We start from the raw sequence: 16197 nt of genomic DNA, 5'->3' as shown, positions 1-16197 counted from the left end.
GGCCGGGCACCGCGTTCTCGTCCTCGACCGCGGTGCCATCCCGAACCCCGCGTCGACCTCGTCCGACCAGCACCGGGCCCTGCGGGTGCTGCGCCCGGACGACGTCGACGGCACCGCGCGGATGGCCGAAGCCCGCCGGCGGTGGGCGGAACTCGAAACGCTGCTGCGGGTCCGCTTCGTGCGGCCCGTCGGTGTCGTCACCGCCGGCACCCCGGACGAGCTCGCGCGGGCCTTCGACACCGCCCGCCAGGCCGGGGTGCCCGCCACCGCCGTCGCCCCGGACACGCTGCCGCCCGTGGTGTTCCCCGACGGGACCGGCGGCGTGTTCGACCCCGGCGGGGCCGTGCTGCTGGCCGATCGGTTCCTGCGCGCGGCCGTCGACTGGCTCGCCGCGCAGCCCGCCGTGACGCTGCGGTCCGGGTGCGCCGCCGCCGGTGTCCAGGACCACCGGCTGGTCCTGGACACCGGCGAGGAGCTCGGCGCGGACGTCATCCTGCTCGCGGGCGGGCCGTGGACCAGCGCCCTGGGCGGGCCGCCCGTCGTGCTGTACCGGCAGACCATGGCCTACCTGCGCCCGCCGCCGCACCTGGCGGCCTGGTGGGCGTCGGCGCCCGGGGTCGGCCGGATCGGGGGCGACCGCCGGGCCTGGCTGCTGCCGCCCGGGGGCGGGACCCTGCTCAAGATCAGTTCGGACGCGGTGTGCCGGGAAGTCGCCACCACCGCGGATCCCGACCGCGAGCCGTGGGCCGGCCGGCTGCTTTCGGAGCGGCTCCTCGCCGGGGACCACACCGTGGTGGCGACCAAGGACTGCCACTACGCGGCCGATGCCGTCACGGGTGGGCCCGTCCTCGCCCGGATTCACCCGTCGGTGTGGGCCCGCTCGGCCTGCGGCGGCTCCGGGTTCGGCGCCGCTCCGCTCGTCGCCCGGGAAATCCTCGGCGCCATCGAAGAAGTGACCGACAAGGAGTGTGCGTAGTGGAGTTCACGATCGTGGGGGCCGGCATGGCCGGCGCGTTCCTCGCGCTCTCGCTGGGCCGGCAGGGACACGTCGTGACGGTGTACGACCGCCGCCCGGACCCGCGCGGGACGACCGTCGCGGCGACGTCGATGAATCTGGGCCTGTCCCGGCGCGGCCTGGCCGCTCTGGACCGCCTGGGGCTGCAGGACGAGGTGAAGCGGTTCGTCGTGCCGATGCGCGGGCGGCTGCTGCACAACACCGACGCCGGGCTGCGGTTTTCGCCCTACGGCGACGGCGGCATCCTCGCCATCCAGCGCCAGGACCTCAGCGCGGTGCTGGTGGACGCCGCCCTCCGGGAACCCGGGGTGCGGTTCGTCTTCGACACGCGGTGCACCGGCGTGGACCGCGACCGGCCGTCGGCGACTTTCGAGGGCTCGGACGGGAAGTCGTTCACGGTGCAACCGGACGTCGTGGTGGGCGCGGACGGCGCGTTCTCGGCCGTTCGCCGGTTCATGCACCACGAGCTGCGCGCGGAGTTCTCGCAGAGCTACCTGGAGTGGGGCTGGCGCGAGCTGCACATCCCGGCCGCCGCCGACGGCAGCCACCGGATGGCCGACGACGTCTTCCACCTGTGGCCCCGCGGCGACACCATGATGTTCGCCCACCCCAACCGCGACGGGTCCTTCACCTGCTCGTGCGTCCTGCCGTTCCACGGCCCGGCCGGCTTCGACTCGCTGCGGACGGCGTCGGACGTGGAGGCGTTGTTCCGCCGGGAGTTCCCCGACGTCCTGGCCCTGGTCCCCGACCTCGGCGAGGCGTTCCTGCGCCGGCCCACCTTCAACCTGGTCACCGTCAGCACCGCCCCGTGGACCTACGAGGGCAAGGTGGTGCTGATCGGCGACGCCTGCCACGCCGTCTACCCGTTCCTGGCCCAGGGCATGAACTCGGCCTTCGAGGACGCGCTCGAGCTGACCGACAGCCTGGCCGCCCACCCGGCCGACCCGGCGGCGGCGCTGGCCCGGTACTACGCCCGCCGCAAGCCCAACACCGACGCGCTCGCCACCATGTCCCACCGCAACTTCGCCGAGTTGCGCGACACGGTCCGGTCCCCGGCGGTCCGCCTGGAGCGGGCCTGCGACACGGTGCTGGAGAAGCTGTTGCGTCACCGCTGGATGCCGTTGCACGCCATGGTCACCAACACCACGATCCCCTACCGGCAGGCCCAGCACCGGGCCAGCCGCCAGCACCGCCTCCTGAAGTTCCTCGGCGCGGCCGCCCTCTCGGCCGCTGCCCTCGCCGCGGGTCGCCGGCTTCGCCGCTGACCCCCCGCACCGGAAAGAGGCCTTCGCCGAACCAGCGGCGAAGGCCTCTTTCCGTTTTGCGGGAACGCCCTTACCCGGGACGGACCTCGATCCGCACCAGCCCGGCGGCTTTCTCCGCGCGCTGCAGGGCTTCGGCCGGGCTGTCCGCCTGAGCCATGACCAGGCCCGAACGGTCCCAGGAGCTGCGCAGGCCGGCGAACCGGTGCCCGGGGCCGACCTGGAGGTCGACGAGGAACACGCCCTCGACCCGGCGGGCCTGCTCCAGGCCGACCACGGCCTCGATCACGCCGGGCTCCATCGGGACGAACCGGACCGCCGCACCGCCGGTCGCCCGCGCCGGCAGCTCGGGCGGGGTTTCGCCGCGCATCACGGCGAAGTACGCGCGCAGCAGCTCGATCGAGTAGGCGCGGTCGATGATCTCCATGATGCCGTCCCCGGCGATCCGGCCCGCGCACTCCACCAGGTACGGCACGCCGTCGTCGCCGACGATCCACTCGCAGTGGACGATCCCGTCGGCGAACCCGGTGGCCGTGACGACCCGGCGGGTCACCTCCGCCAGCGTTTCGGTGAGCTCGCCGGGGATGTCGGCCGGCACGATGTGGGCCAGCTCCACCGGGTACGGGCCCGGGTAGAGCTGTTTGCCCGTGACGTTGGCGAACAGCTGCCGGCCGCCGCGGACGAGCAGCTCGACGCTGTACTCGGCGCCGGGCACGTACCGCTCGGCCAGCATCCGCAGTTCCATCGGCCGGTCCGGGACGAAGATGCCCTCGTCCTGCTCGAGGCAGTTCGCCCAGGCCCGCTCGGCTTCGGCCGGGTCGCGGACGATCCGGGTCCCGACGGAGGCCTGCCGGTTCGCCGGCTTGAGCACCACCGGCCCCGGGTGGGCGCGCATGAACTCGAGCACGTCCGCCGGGCCGGTCACGGTGGTGCTTTCCGGGTTGGCCAGCCCGGCCGCCGCGCTGACCCGGCGCAGCACGGCCTTGTCCCGCAGGATGAGCGCGGCGCCGAGGCTCGCGCCCGGCAGGCCGTAGCGTTCGGCGAGCCGGGCGGCGAACGGCGTGGCGTACTCGATCAGCGGGATCACCGCGACCGGGTCCAGGTCCGGGTGGGCGGCGTGGAACTCGTCGGCCGAGCCGGGCCGGGCGTGCTCCCACTCGACCAGTTCCCGCACCAGCGCGGAACCGGCCAGGCGGGCACGCAGGTCGCGCTTGCGGACCACGTCCGGCTCCTCGACGAGGACGACCGAGCCGTCGGGCTCGGCGCCGGTGAGGGCCAGCAGCACCGGCGTCACGAACCCGACGACCAGGACGGGCCGCTCACGCATCGGCGTCGGACTCGGTCTTCGGCTTGTCCACGATGCCGAGCATGAACCGCATGGAGGGCCGGGCCCCGACCAGGTGCGCCCCGACCGTCTGGGTGACGCGGTCGCGGGCGGTCGGGTGCATGGCCATGGTCACCGCGTCGCGGAGCCACCGGTTCATCGGGTCACCGGAGCGGATCGCGGCGGTGCCGAGCAGGTCGCACAGCCGCAGCACGACCCGCTTGGCCATCTGGAACGCCTGCCAGCCGGTCAGGGCCGGGGCGACCCGCTCGTCGGGGGTGAGGTCGTCCAGCGTGCCGGTGCCGTCCGCGGTGACCTCCCACTGCCGTTCCAGGGCGCGGTACACCCCGGCCCGGGTGGTGCTGTAGTCGGCCTCGCACTCGGCCAGGGTGATCTGGATGTGCTCGTTGTCCTTCCAGGCGAGGCCGCTCATCCGCCAGGGCGAGCCCTTCAGCATGTCGACGCGCTCGATGGTGAGGTCGCGGACGTAGTCCAGGGCGGCCCGCGCGACGCCGAGCGGGGCGCCGCACATGCTGCGCTGGATGACGTCCGGCTGCACCAGCGGCCCGTTGGGGACCTTCGGGTTGTCGAAGGTCAGGGTGTGGTTCTCCGGGACGAAGACGTCGGTGATCGTGTAGTCGCTGCTGCCGGAGCCGCACAGGCCGAGGGTGTACCAGTTGTCGAGGGAGCGGATCTGTTCCTGCGGGACCATGAACAGGCGGGACTCGTGCGGGTTGCTGCCGTCGGGGCTGGCGTAGGGTTCGCCGTTCTCGAACACCATGGCGCCGGAGGCCACCCAGTCGGCGTGGGTCGAGCCGCTGCCGAAGCCCCACCGGCCGGTGAGCATGTAGCCGCCGGGGACGCGTTCGGCGTGCCCGGTCACCGGGAGCACCCCGGCGGAGTGCATGTCGATGCTGGTGAACATCCGGCGGGCTTCGTCCTGGTCGAGGAAGTTCGCGTGCAGGCCGATGTCCGAGCCGAGCTTGGCGCACCAGCCCACCGAGGCGTCGCCGTAGGACAGTGCCTCGATCACTTCGGTCTGCTCCATCGAGGTCATCTCGGGGCCGCCCCAGGCCCGGCTGAAGCCGATGCGGAAGACGCCGGCGTCGCGCAGCAGCTGCACGACGTCCTCGGGCAGGCTCCGGTTCGCCTCGATCTCGGCGGCCCGTTCGCGCAGGACCGGCGCGAGCGCCTTCGCGTTCTCGAGGATCTGCGCGCCGGTCAGCGGCACATCGGTGCGGGCGGGCTCGGTCATGGTCATGCGGAAACTCCCTCGTGTTCGTCGACGTCGAGCAGCCCGGCGGGCATCTCGAAGGCGGTTCCGGGTTCCGGTGGGCCGACCGGGACGGCGTCGACCCGCACCGCGGCGGCGGCGGTGTCCAGGCGCCGGTCGCAGGTTTCGGGGTCGTCGGCCTCGCACACCACGAACGAGTGGCGGGCGAGGTAGCCGCCGGGGGGCAGCCGCAGGGTGGTGCCGGGTGCGGTCATCGGCGCCGCGAGGACCAGCCCCGGCACCTGCGCGCGATCGGTGGGGACGGTGATCTCGTCGACCCGGCAGTCGTGTTCCGGGTAGCCGAACCGGATGCCGGCCACCGCGTTCCGGCTGCGGGTGATGGCCGGCCGGTGCCCGGTGGCGACGGCGAACAGGACGTCGCCGGGGTCGATGCCGGTGGCCGTCTTGCCGAGGAACGGGATCAGGTCGCCGCCGAGGCGCCCGTTGACCTCGATGATCACCGGGCCGCGGTCGGTCAGCCGGACCTCGGTGTGGGTGATGCCGTCTTCCACGCCGAGCGCGCGGTGCGCCCGCACCAGGACGTCCAGTAGCTCGGTGTCGTGCAGCAGCGGGTCGCCGGCGTCGACGACGTGGCCGACCTCTTCGAAGTAGGGCGGGTCGCCGGTGTGCTTGCGGGCGACGAACATCGGCAGGTATTCGCCCTGGTGCACGGCGGCGTCGATGCTGATCTCCGGCCCGCGGACGAAGCCTTCCACGATCGCGGCCCCGCCGTAGCGGCTCTGGTCGACGGTGGCCGCTCCCATCGCGACCGCGAACGCGGCGTCCAGCTCGGACTCGTCGCCGGCGAACACCACGCCGATGCTCGCGCCCATGGCCCGCGGCTTGAGCACGACCGGGTAGCCGATCCGGGCGGCCGCCGCGCGGGCCTCGCCGAGGCCGGTGGTCAGGGCGTACCCCGGCTGCGGCAGCCCTTCGGCGGTCAGCACGGCCCGGGTGCGGTTCTTGTCCCGGCAGCCGCGGACCCCGGCCACGCTCAGGCCGGGCACGCCGAGCTCGGCGGCGAGCTCACCGGCGGCGAGCACGACGGGTTCGTCCCAGCACATCAGGCCGACGACGTGGTGCCGTGCGGCGACTTCGCGGGCGGCGGCGAGCATCTCGTCGGCGTCGAACACGTCGACGTGGACGATGTCGTCGAAGTAGGCGCGCTGCCAGGTGGGCTTGAGGTTGTTCAGCAGGACCAGCCCGAGCCCGGCCCGGCGGGCGCACCGGTGGATCGACTCGACGAGGTATTCGCGGTAGGTCCGCAGTCCGCTGCCGATGACCAGCAGCACGCTCTGGGGTTCGTTCACGATCGTTCTCCCACGGCTTCCGGTTCGGGGACGGGCACCGGCGCCGGGGGCGTCCGGAGACCGTAGATGTGCATCGAGCCGGCGGCGACGGACAACAGCGCGCAGCAGGCCCAGAACACCGGCCCGCCGTAACGGCTGAACACGAACAGCCCCAGCACCGGGCCGACCGTCGCGGCCAGGCCGGACAGCGTCTCCTTCGTCGCGATGTACCGGCTGCGCACCGGCGCCGGGAAGGTGGCCGGGTGCGCGGCCGTGCTCGGCCCGTGGATCATCAGCCCGGACACCGCGAACAGCGCGCCGGCGAGCACGAAGAACGGGGACTGCGCGATCAGCCCGTAGAGGGTGAACCCGAGCCCGCTGACCAGGTTGCCGGTCAGGCCGGCGACGTACTTCGGGATGCGGACGATGTAAGTGGTGATCTTCAGTTCGCAGGTGATCAGCACGACCGAGGAGATCACCAGCACCGTGCTGTAGAGCCCGACCGGGTAACCGGCGGAGACGATGTTCAGCGGCAGCACCGCGACCGACCCGGCGTAGACCATCATGCCGAACACGCCGGCCACCAGGTAGCAGAGGAACCGGGTGTCGCGCAGCATCGTCCCGTACACCGCACGGGCGCTCGCGGCCCTCGCCGGAGCGCTGCCGGGCTCGGTGCGGTGCCGGTCCGCGGTGCGCCGCGGGAGCAGGGTGAAGGCCAGCAGCGCCCACGCCGCCGCGGTCGCGCCGTCCAGCCAGAACAGCAGGTCCCAGTTCACCAGGATGAGCACGGCCGCCAACAGCGGCGCCACGGCGGCGCCGACGTTCAGCGCGATGCGCATCATCGAGAAGCCCATGACCTTGTGCTCTTCGGGCATGGACTCGGCGAGCAGCACCGCGGCCGCCGGCCGGTAGGCCTGGATGGCCAGCCCGGACAGCGCGACCACCGCGAGCAGGGCCGCGGGCACGCCCCGGACCAGCGGGATCGACGCGACGAGCGGCGCCGCGCAGGTCATCACGGCCACGATCGTCGTCCGGCCGCCGAACCGGTGGGTCAGCTCGCCGCCCAGCATGGCGCCGAAGATCGCGCCCACACTGTAGGCGGCGAGGCAGACCCCGGCGAACCCGGGCGAGCTGCCCCGGAAGGTCAGGTACAGCACCAGGAACGTCTGGACGAAGGCGCCCAACTGGTTGACGAGCATGCCGGCCAGCAGGTACCTGACCGGGGCGGGGGTCGCCCGCAGCACCGCGAAGACGCCGGTCCGCGTACTGCCGGTCACCCGGCCACCTCCTTGGTCGGTCGCACAGTCACCTCCGTGGTCACGAACTCACGACGGCCGGCGGCGCGCGGGAGCCCGCTGCGTACACAGTGGACAGTGAGCGCCGCCGGCCCGATGCACGAAGGCTAGGTTCGGCCGGTTCCCGGAGGGTAGGGGAACTATTCCCGGCGACCCGGGAATCTCGCCGCCGCTTCCGCGGCGAACACCTTGACCAGCTCGGGAATCGCGTAGCGACCGGCCACGTCGGCGCGCCGGAGGAGCCCGGCGTCCACAATGGATTCCAGGAGCTCGTCGGCGGTCTCGGTGGCGACCCCGATGGCCGCGGCGATGCGCGCCGGTGTCACGCTGCCGGTCCCGAAGTGGCGGACGGCCGCACGTCCGGCGGCGGGAAGGCTTTCGTACGCCGCGGTGAAGCGGTCGCGGACGTTGACGTCCCCGACGCTGAGGCTGTCCAGGAGCCGGTCCCGGCCGGTGGTGACGGTGATCGCCCGTTCCGGGCGCGCGGCGATCTTGCGCCCGATGACGCTGACGGCCAGCGGCAGATCGCCGCAGCGGGCGGCGATGGCGTCCGCTGCGGCGTGTTCGGCCTGGATCCGGCGTTCACCGGCGAGCTTCCCGAGCAGCGCCAGCGATTCCGGGCGGGTGAACGCGGTCAGCTCGACCCGGTGGGCGTCCTCCAGGGCCGGTAGCCGGGCGCGGCTGGTCACCACGACCTGGCTGTGGGCCGACCGGCCGAGCAGCGGCCGCACCTGTGCCTCCGTGGCCGCGCCGGTGAGCAGGACGAACAGCCGGTGTTCGGCCAGCAGCGACCGGTACAGGTCGATCCGGTGCGCCGGGTCGTCGGGCACGAGGTGGGCCGCCACGCCGAGGGCGCGCAGGAAGCCCCGCACGATGCCGTCGGTCGAGCGGCCTTCACCGAGGTCGGCGTAGAACTGCCCGTCCGGGAAGCCCGCGGTGATCTCTTCGGCCAGCCGCAGGGCGAAGGTGACTTTGCCGGTTCCGATCGGCCCGGTGACGAGCACCGGCGCCGTCCCCGGGCCGCTCGCCGCGACGGCGTTCGCGAGCTCCGGTTGCCGGCCGACGAAGGTTCTCGAGCCGGGTGGTAGTTGCGCCGGCCGGACGGTTCTGCCGCGGGACTTCGGTGGTTCGTCGTCTCCCTTCTGGCCGGCGATGCTCCGCCAGCGCTGTTCCCACGCCAGGCGGTCCCCGCCGCAGGCGGACACGAAGGCCAGTGTCACGGCCAGGGTCGGCAGCCGGCGGCCGCTGGCGGCACTGGACAACACTGACGGCGCGAAGTGCGCGGCCCGGGCGAGTTCCCGGTAGCTGGCGTTCCCGGCCCGGCTCCGCAACGCCCGCAGTTCGTGAGCGAAGGCGGCGATCGGTCCGGCGGTGAGGTCCAGCGGGCGTTCTGGCCGACCCATGCCATCTCCCTCTGCCTGAGCTCATTGCTAAAGGGGCAACGAGCTTTACCACAGATACAAAGGGAAATCGGGCCGCCGCGGATGGCCCGATCGGCGTAACCCGGGTGGCAGGAAACGACGCCGTTTTTCCGGTCACCGCACGGGCTGCGCGAGGCTACGGTGGTGTCGCGGCGCGAACCGCCTGCCAGCTCAGGTGGATGTCTCCAGCGGCCGGTGACAGGTGCGCTGCCGACCGGGTGAGGTTCGCTCGCGGGCGCGTGTATCAAGCGGTGGCCCGCCCGCTCCGGGAAGTGTGCCCAGGGAAGTCCTGCCGCTCCGCGGCCAGCAGCGCGACGATCGCCGGCGTGTTGCGCACCCTCGCCAGGCACCGGGCGCGCGACGGGCCGATCGAGCCGACCGGAATCCCCAGCGTCGTGCTGATTTCCCGGTAGGACCGGGGCGGGTCGTCGAACAGCAGCGAGAGCAGCTCCCGGTCCTGCCGCGACAGCTGGGCGCAGGCGGTGCGGGCGGCGACCAGCCGCTCGGCTCCGATGATCGTGGCGTCGGGCGCGGGGCCCTCGGGGTCGGCGAACATCGTGGCCTCGGTGGGGATCTGCCGGTTCCGGTGGCGCAGCAGCCGCAGGCACTCGTGCCGGGCGGTGGTGCGCAGCCAGCCGGGCAGCGCGTCCGGTTCGCGGATCTGCGCCAGGTTGGCCACCAATTGCAGCCACACCGCGCCGCTGATGTCCTGGGCGTCGGCGGCGCCGATCCGGTGTTGCCGGCACACCGCGTGGATCAGCGAAGAATAGCGGTCGACCAGCTCCCGCCAAGCCCATTCCGCACCTCGGGCCGCATTTTCCAGCAATCGTCCCGCCGACTCGTCCCGCATGGTCCCTCCTCGAACTCGGCTGTTCCCGGGTTCACGATTCCGCCACGCCCTGGACGCCGACCTTGCAGAGACCTTGCGGTGCGGGCAGCATCGACGTGGCCGGTCCGGACGCGTCGAGCACGGGGAGTCCGCCGCATGGAGTTCCTGCTGTTCGGGGCGGTGCAGCTGCGCGTCGCGGGAGAGCCGCTGGACGTCGGGACCCCGCGGCAGCAGGCCGTTCTCGCGGCATTGGCGGTCGATGCCGGGCGCCCGGTTCCGATGGAGACGCTGATCGATCGGGTTTGGGGTGAAAACCCGCCGGAAGAGGCGCGCAATGTCGTCTATTCCCACCTGAGCCGAATACGCCGGCTCCTCGATCGAGTGACGGAACTGACCGGTACGCCGGCCGGGGTCACCCGGAAAACCGCGGGTTACCTGCTGGAAATCGACCCCGGTGTCGTCGACCTGCACCGGTTCGCCCACCTGGTCGACCGGGGCAACGATCTTCGCGCCTCTGACGCCGACCGGGCCGCCGCGTTGTCGGAGGCCCTGCGCGGCTGGCGGGGTGCGCCGCTGGCCGGCCTCCACGGCGACTGGGCCGAGCAGGTCCGCACGGCCTGGCACCGCCGCCGGCTCGACGCGGCCGTCACCTGGGGCGAGCTGGAACTCCGGCTCGGCCGGCCCGGCACGGTCATCGGCGCGCTACCCGAGCTGGCGGCGGAGTACCCGCTCGCGGAGCCGCTCGAAGCGTTGCTCATGCGCGCGCTGCACGCCGCGGGGCGGGACGCGGAGGCGATCGAGCGCTACGCCGCCGTCCGCGCCCGGCTCGCCGACGCGCTCGGCACCGATCCGGGCGCCGAGCTGCGAGCCCTGCACGGCGAGATCCTGCGGGGCGAGCTGCCGCCCGGCCCGCGCGCCGCGCCGGCTTCCGTCCCGGCACAGCTGCCCCCGGACACGCCGGGGTTCGCGGGCCGGGAGCGGTCGTTGCGCCGGCTCGGCGAGATCGGGAGCGAGCGGTCCCCCGCCCCGCGGATCGTCGTCCTGTCGGGCACCGCCGGGGTCGGCAAGACGGCCCTGGCGCTGCACTGGGCCCACTCGGTGGCCGGCGAGTTCCCCGACGGCCAGCTGTACGTGAACCTGCGCGGTTTCGATCCGACCGGGTCGCCGGTGGCCCCGGCCGACGCGGTGCGCGGGTTCCTCGAAGCCCTGGACGTCCCCGACAACCGGATCCCCCGCACCCTCGACGCGCAGGCCGGCCTGTACCGGACGCTGCTGGCGAACCGGCGTGTGCTGGTCGTGCTGGACAACGCCCGTGACGCCGGGCAGGTGCGCCCGCTGCTGCCCGGGGCGCCGGGCAGCGTGGTGCTGGTGACCAGCCGCGACCAGCTCACCGGTCTGGTCACGGCCGGCGCGCGTCCCCTCGCCGTCGACCTCCTGGACACCGCGGAGGCGCGGGCGCTGCTGCGCGGCCGGCTGGGTGCGGACCGGATCGCGGCCGAGCCCGCGGCGGCGGACGAGATCATCGCCCTGTGCGCGCACCTGCCGCTGGCCCTGGCGGTGGTGGCGGCGCGCGCGGCGATCCACCCCGGGTTCGGGCTGGCCGCGCTGGCCGGGCAGCTGCGGGACGCGTGTGGCCTCGACGAGTTCGCCGCCGCCGACCCGGCGACCGACCCCCGGGCCGTGTTCTCCTGGTCGTACCTGCGGCTGGATCCCGCGGCGGCCCGGCTGTTCCGCCTCTTCGGCCTGCACCCCGGCCCGGACCTCGGCACGCCGGCGGCGGCGAGCCTGGCCGGGCTGCCCGCGGGACGGACCCGGGTGCTGCTGACCGAGCTGGCGCACGCGCACCTGATCGCCGAGCCGGCCCCCGGCCGCTACACCCTGCACGACCTGCTGCGCGCCTACGCCGCGGAGCTGGCGTCCGAGGAGGAGTCCCCCGCCGGGCGGGCCGTGGCGGCGCACCGGCTGCTCGGCCACTACGCCCACACCGCGTACCTCGCCGACGGCTTCCTCGACCCGCGGCTGGAAGTGCCGCCCGAGCTGACCCCGCTTCCCGAGGGAGCCGAGCCGGACCGGATCACCGACCACCGGCGGGCGCTGGCGTGGTTCGAGGCCGAGCACCGGGTGCTGCTGCAGGCCGTGCACGCGGACGCGGAGTTCGACGCCCGGGTCTGGGAGCTCGCCTGGTCGATGCAGCGGTTCCTGAACATGCGCGGGTACTGGCACGACGAGCAGGAAGTGCTCACCACCGCACTGGCCGCCGCGCGCCGGCTCGGTGACCGGCGCCAGCAGGCCTTCGCCCACCTGCACCTGGGCGGCACGCACGCCAGGTTCGGCCGGCACACCGAAGCCGGCGCCGACCTCGGAGCGGCCCTGGAGTTGTACCGCGCGAGCGCCGACGTCGTCGGGCAAGCCCACGCCCACCGCCAGTTCGCCTGGCTGCTCGACAAGCAGGGCCTCGCCGCGGACGCGCTGCCGCACGCCGAGCAGGCCCTCGAGCTGTTCCAGGCGGCGGGGCACCGGGCGGGCGAGGCGACGGCGCTCAACGCCGTCGGCTGGTTCCACACCCTGCTCGGCGCGCACGCCGAGGCCATCGCGTACTGCCGGCTGGCCCTCGACCTGCAGACGCAGCTCGGCGACCAGATGGGCGCCACCCAGAGCTGGCACAGCATCGGCTACGCCCACAAGCAGCTCGGGGACCACCCCCGGGCGATCGCCTGCTACGAGCGGGCGCTGGAGATCGTGCACCGCAACGGAAACCTCGTGACGGAGGCGCGGGTGCTGATCGAGCTCGCCAACCTCCGCCACGAACTGGGCGAGGCCGGGGCCGCCCGGTCCGGCTGGCAGCGGGCGCACGACATCCTCGCCCACCTCGCGCACCCGGAGGCGGACGAAGTACGGATGAGACTGGCCGAAGTACACAGTGGATAGTCACCGAACCGGAGGAAAAATGTCCGAAAAGGACCAGCCGGCGGACCTCGCCGATTTCTGGCCGAATCTGAAGAAACTGGCCAAGGGGCTCCCGGAGGAGCAGCAGGAATTCCTGTCCGCGGTGCTCTGGTTCGCCTGGCTCGCGACGGCGAAGGAGAACGCGGTCGAGCGCCGGATCACGGAGGCGTTCAGCTCCGAGTTCGACGAGTCCTTCACGCCCGAGCAGCAGGAGCTGCTGGTGAACTACCAATCCGACTCCTCGGCGGCGTTCGTGGTGCCGCGGTTCATCAAGGCGTCCTTCATCCGGTAGCACCCGAAGCCGCCGCGTGCGGGGTTGGAGCCCGGCCATGACCACCTCACCCGTCGTCCTCGTTTCGATGCCGTTCCTCGACGCCGATCGGCCGTCCATCCAGCTCGGGCTGCTCAAGGCGATCGGGGAACGGCACGGGTTCCCCGTCCGCACGCTGCACCTGAACCTCGACTTCGCCGTCCGGATCGGCCTCGAGCGGTACCGGAAGCTCGCCGACCACCGCGGCCGGCAGCTCGGCGACTGGCTCTTCTCCGTCGCGGCCTTCGGCGACGCCGCACCGGACCCGGACGGGAAGCTGCTCGCCGAGGCCGGCGCCGAACTGTCCTACCTGGACGACCCCGCCGGGGCGGCCCCGGAGTGGCTGGCGGCCGTCCGGGACCGGGACGTGCCCGCGTTCCTCGACGCCGTCGCCGGCGAGCTCGCCGGGGCCCGGATCGTCTGCTTCAGCTGCACCTTCCAGCAGAACGTGGCGTCGTTCGCGCTGGCCCGCCGGCTCAAGGACCGCGATCCCGGCGTCGTCACCGTGTTCGGCGGGGCCAACTTCGACGGCGAGATGGGCCTGGAGCTGGTCCGGTCCGTCGACTGCATCGACTTCGCCGTGCTCGGCGAAGGGGACGTCGCGTTCCCGCGCCTGCTGGAGGCGCTGGCGACCGGCACGGACCCGGCAACCGTCCCCGGAGTCGCCCGGCGGGCCGGCGACTCCGGGGACGAGGTCGTCTCGACCCCGGGCGAGGCGCCGCACGACCGGCTCGACGACCTGCCGGTGCCGGACTACGACGAGTACTTCGAGCGGGCCGGCCGGCTCGGGCTGCCGACCGGGCACGTCGCCCTGCCGTTCGAGTCGGCGCGCGGGTGCTGGTGGGGCGCCAAGCACCACTGCACGTTCTGCGGGCTCAACGGCACCACCATGCGGTTCCGCGCCAAGTCGCCGTCCCGGGTGCTCGGCGAACTGGACCGGCAGGCACGGCGGTACCGGACGTTCCGGTTCGACGCGGTCGACAACATCATGGAGCCCGGCTACCTCAACACACTGGTCCCGGCGCTGGCCGAGGCCGGCCGGGAGTACCAGCTCTTCTACGAGGTCAAGGCGAACCTGTCCCGCGCCCAGCTGAAGCAGCTCGCCGCCGCCGGAGTCACGCAGCTGCAGCCCGGCCTGGAGTCGCTGAGCTCCGAGGTGCTCCGCCTGATGGACAAGGGGGTCCGGGCGGCGCAGAACGTCAACCTCCTGCGCTGGGCCCGCTACTACGGCATCTCCGTCGCCTGGAACATCCTCTGGGGGTTCCCGGGCGAACCGGCCGGGGCCTACGCCGAACAGGCGGCGGTCATCCCGCACCTGGTCCACCTCCAGCCGCCCGCCGGCGCGGCCCGGCTCTGGCTCGAGCGGTTCAGCCCGCTGTTCACCCGGCCCGGCCGGTTCCCGCTGCGGGCGCGGGAACCCGAGCCCAGCTACCGGCAGGTCTACCCGCCCGCGGTGGACGTCCGCCGGGTGGCCTACTTCTTCGAGTACGAACCCGAGGACGAGTTGCCGGCGGAGGTCTACGCGCCGCTGCGGGAGGCGGTTTCGGCGTGGTCGGCGGCCTGGCAGGCGGCCCCGGAACCGGTGCTGGTGTACCGCTGCGCCCCGGGGTTTCTGCAGATCTACGACGGCCGCCACCCCGGCAGCCGCGGCACCCACACCTTCCGCGACACGCTCGCCGCGCTCTACCTCGCCTGTGTGGACCGGCCCCGCACCGCCGCGGCCGTGCACCGCGAACTCGGCCTCACCGTGGGGGTGCCCGCGGTCGAAGCCGCCTTCCGGCAGTTCGGGGCGCGGGGGCTGATGTTCCTCGACGGGAACCTCGCCCTCTCCCTCGCCCTGCCCGCGACACCCGGCCGGTGACCGGTATCAAGCGCCTCCCCCGCGGCTCTGTCCGGCGGTAGCACTGCGGACGAGCGGAAAGGCACTCGACATGGATCCGTCGGTCATCATGGAGGCGGCGAACGCCTCAGCGAAACGGCTCAGCGGCTGGACGCCGTGGGAATTCACCTGGGGGCTGATCCGGAAGGGGGACTGCACGATGTTCGAGGGCGCCAAGTGGACCCTGTTCCCCAACGGGACCGCCGCTTTCGACGCCACGGTGACCAGCGGGGACGACGACGACGCCTGGGTCATCTGGCACGTCGACCTGCTCGACGCCAACCGGGCGATCCTGGGGTCGCTGGCCACCGAACACCCGGTCGGCGGCGACTGGCGCAAGTTCGTGCAGAACATGCCGAGCAGCGCCGAACGCTACCGGTTCCGGGCCTGGGCGACCTTCGACACCGGCCTCTGGGACGACATCGTCCACCTGAAGATGCATTCGAGCTGCTGACCGGCCCGGTGGCCGGTTCCGCGGCGGCGGAACCGGCCACGGACCCGGCTGCTCAGCCGCGCACGTCCTGCCGGGACAGCTCGACCGGGGCCGGCGTGACCGCCAGCGCGTGCACCGCCACGCCCGCCGCCGCCGTCGGCGCCAGGTCCGCGGGCAGCTCGTAGGCGTCCGCCGCGTCGATGTCGACCTGGTAGCCGAGGTCGCCGAGGGAAGCGACGGTGACCCGGCTCAGCGGGTTCGGGGCGTGGCCGACGAAACCGGTCATCAGCTCGTTGCCGAAGGTGCGGTCCCGCCAGTGCACGTCCCGGGTGCCCGGCCCGCCGGTGTCCTCCACCGGCACCCGCACCGGCTCGCCGGCCCCGAGCCGCAGCTTGTGGTACTCGGCCATCGCCGCCGGGCCGGCGAACACCGGGTCGCTGGTGCCCTTGCCGACCAGCAGTCCCTTGGGACCCCAGAGCGAGCCGACGCCGAGGACGTGGCCCATCTCGTGGGTGATCACGTCCCCGAGGATGCCGGTGGCCTCCATCTTGGCCAGGTCGGCCCGGTCGAACGTCATCTCCCCGCGGACCGGCAGCAGCGCCCACGGTTCGGGGCCCGCCGGCCGCACGTGGGTGATGCGCGCCTGACCGAGGATGTGGCCCTCGCCGTCGATGTCGGCGCCCTTGGCGACGATCAGCACGTCGTCGATCGGCTCGCCCTCGAAGACGACGTCCGGCAGGTCGCCGACGATCACCGTCGCCCAGCGATCGGCGGCCGCGGCGAAGGCGTCCTGCTGGACCTGGGTCAGCCCGCCGGCGAACTCGACGGTGATGGTGAACGGCGAAGTGGTGCCCGTCAGCAGCCGGGCGCGTTCGGCGTCGGCGCGGGCGTGGTGGGTCTTCGGTTCCGGCATGGTCGTTC

Annotated in this window: 13 protein-coding genes; 6 read left to right on the top strand and 7 right to left on the bottom strand. The window is 73.2% G+C overall.

Going from position 1 to position 16197, the window contains the following annotated elements; genetic code table 11:
- A partial coding sequence (locus ACWEVN_RS21040) for an NAD(P)/FAD-dependent oxidoreductase (RefSeq protein WP_452052391.1) occupies nucleotides 1-976 on the top strand: 976 nt, incomplete at its 5' end.
- Entirely contained in the window at nucleotides 976-2280 is a 1305-nt protein-coding gene (locus ACWEVN_RS21035) for an FAD-dependent oxidoreductase (RefSeq protein ID WP_452052390.1), read from the top strand. The genes ACWEVN_RS21040 and ACWEVN_RS21035, both read left to right, overlap by 1 nt.
- 70 nt (nucleotides 2281-2350) lie before the next feature.
- On the opposite strand, the gene ACWEVN_RS21030 is transcribed toward ACWEVN_RS21035, so the two are convergent.
- From ACWEVN_RS21030 to ACWEVN_RS21005, 6 genes are all read right to left on the bottom strand, one after another.
- On the bottom strand, nucleotides 2351-3604 hold the full coding sequence (locus ACWEVN_RS21030) for an ATP-grasp domain-containing protein (RefSeq protein ID WP_452052389.1): 1254 nt from the start codon (nucleotides 3602-3604) through the stop codon (nucleotides 2351-2353).
- On the bottom strand, nucleotides 3597-4862 hold the full coding sequence (locus ACWEVN_RS21025; RefSeq protein WP_449684056.1) for an acyl-CoA dehydrogenase family protein: 1266 nt from the start codon (nucleotides 4860-4862) through the stop codon (nucleotides 3597-3599). Before ACWEVN_RS21025 ends, ACWEVN_RS21030 begins: the two co-directional genes overlap by 8 nt.
- On the bottom strand, nucleotides 4859-6184 hold the full coding sequence (locus ACWEVN_RS21020) for an ATP-grasp domain-containing protein (protein WP_452052388.1): 1326 nt from the start codon (nucleotides 6182-6184) through the stop codon (nucleotides 4859-4861). Before ACWEVN_RS21020 ends, ACWEVN_RS21025 begins: the two co-directional genes overlap by 4 nt.
- Entirely contained in the window at nucleotides 6181-7440 is a 1260-nt protein-coding gene (locus ACWEVN_RS21015) for an MFS transporter (protein ID WP_452052387.1), read from the bottom strand. Before ACWEVN_RS21015 ends, ACWEVN_RS21020 begins: the two co-directional genes overlap by 4 nt.
- 158 nt (nucleotides 7441-7598) lie before the next feature.
- On the bottom strand, nucleotides 7599-8861 hold the full coding sequence (locus tag ACWEVN_RS21010) for a helix-turn-helix domain-containing protein (protein WP_452052386.1): 1263 nt from the start codon (nucleotides 8859-8861) through the stop codon (nucleotides 7599-7601).
- Between the two features lie 262 nt (nucleotides 8862-9123).
- Complete coding sequence (locus ACWEVN_RS21005; protein WP_452052385.1) at nucleotides 9124-9729, bottom strand: RNA polymerase sigma factor; 606 nt, start codon at nucleotides 9727-9729, stop codon at nucleotides 9124-9126.
- Between the two features lie 135 nt (nucleotides 9730-9864).
- Here ACWEVN_RS21005 and ACWEVN_RS21000 point away from each other — a divergent pair, with 135 nt between their 5' ends.
- From ACWEVN_RS21000 to ACWEVN_RS20985, 4 genes are all read left to right on the top strand, one after another.
- A complete protein-coding gene (locus tag ACWEVN_RS21000) occupies nucleotides 9865-12636 on the top strand; it encodes a BTAD domain-containing putative transcriptional regulator (RefSeq protein WP_452052384.1) in 2772 nt (923 codons plus the stop codon).
- A 19-nt stretch (nucleotides 12637-12655) separates the two neighbouring features.
- A complete protein-coding gene (locus tag ACWEVN_RS20995; RefSeq protein ID WP_452052383.1) occupies nucleotides 12656-12946 on the top strand; it encodes a hypothetical protein in 291 nt (96 codons plus the stop codon).
- Between the two features lie 37 nt (nucleotides 12947-12983).
- On the top strand, nucleotides 12984-14825 hold the full coding sequence (locus tag ACWEVN_RS20990; protein ID WP_452052382.1) for a RiPP maturation radical SAM C-methyltransferase: 1842 nt from the start codon (nucleotides 12984-12986) through the stop codon (nucleotides 14823-14825).
- 70 nt (nucleotides 14826-14895) lie between these two features.
- Nucleotides 14896-15297 (top strand): DUF6294 family protein, encoded by a 402-nt coding sequence (locus ACWEVN_RS20985; RefSeq protein WP_449684064.1) that lies wholly within the window; start codon nucleotides 14896-14898, stop codon nucleotides 15295-15297.
- 52 nt (nucleotides 15298-15349) lie between these two features.
- Here ACWEVN_RS20985 and ACWEVN_RS20980 read toward each other — a convergent pair whose 3' ends face one another.
- Nucleotides 15350-16189 (bottom strand): leishmanolysin-related zinc metalloendopeptidase, encoded by an 840-nt coding sequence (locus ACWEVN_RS20980; RefSeq protein ID WP_452052381.1) that lies wholly within the window; start codon nucleotides 16187-16189, stop codon nucleotides 15350-15352.
- Nucleotides 16190-16197: the final 8 nt, after the last annotated feature.

The sequence above is a fragment of the Amycolatopsis sp. NPDC003861 genome, assembly GCF_053605405.1.
Note: the sequence above shows the minus strand (reverse complement) of the source record. Positions and strands in the feature narration are given on the sequence as shown.

Bases quoted from the DNA above. Each gene is read 5' to 3' on its own strand.
- ACWEVN_RS21000 (WP_452052384.1), top strand. From the start codon at position 9,865: ATGGAGTTCCTGCTGTTCGGGGCGGTGCAGCTGCGCGTCGCGGGAGAG.
- ACWEVN_RS21030 (WP_452052389.1), bottom strand. From the start codon at position 3,604: ATGCGTGAGCGGCCCGTCCTGGTCGTCGGGTTCGTGACGCCGGTGCTG.
- ACWEVN_RS21010 (WP_452052386.1), bottom strand. From the start codon at position 8,861: ATGGGTCGGCCAGAACGCCCGCTGGACCTCACCGCCGGACCGATCGCC.
- ACWEVN_RS21025 (WP_449684056.1), bottom strand. From the start codon at position 4,862: ATGACCATGACCGAGCCCGCCCGCACCGATGTGCCGCTGACCGGCGCG.
- ACWEVN_RS20980 (WP_452052381.1), bottom strand. From the start codon at position 16,189: ATGCCGGAACCGAAGACCCACCACGCCCGCGCCGACGCCGAACGCGCC.
- ACWEVN_RS20985 (WP_449684064.1), top strand. From the start codon at position 14,896: ATGGATCCGTCGGTCATCATGGAGGCGGCGAACGCCTCAGCGAAACGG.
- ACWEVN_RS20995 (WP_452052383.1), top strand. From the start codon at position 12,656: ATGTCCGAAAAGGACCAGCCGGCGGACCTCGCCGATTTCTGGCCGAAT.
- ACWEVN_RS20990 (WP_452052382.1), top strand. From the start codon at position 12,984: ATGACCACCTCACCCGTCGTCCTCGTTTCGATGCCGTTCCTCGACGCC.
- ACWEVN_RS21005 (WP_452052385.1), bottom strand. From the start codon at position 9,729: ATGCGGGACGAGTCGGCGGGACGATTGCTGGAAAATGCGGCCCGAGGT.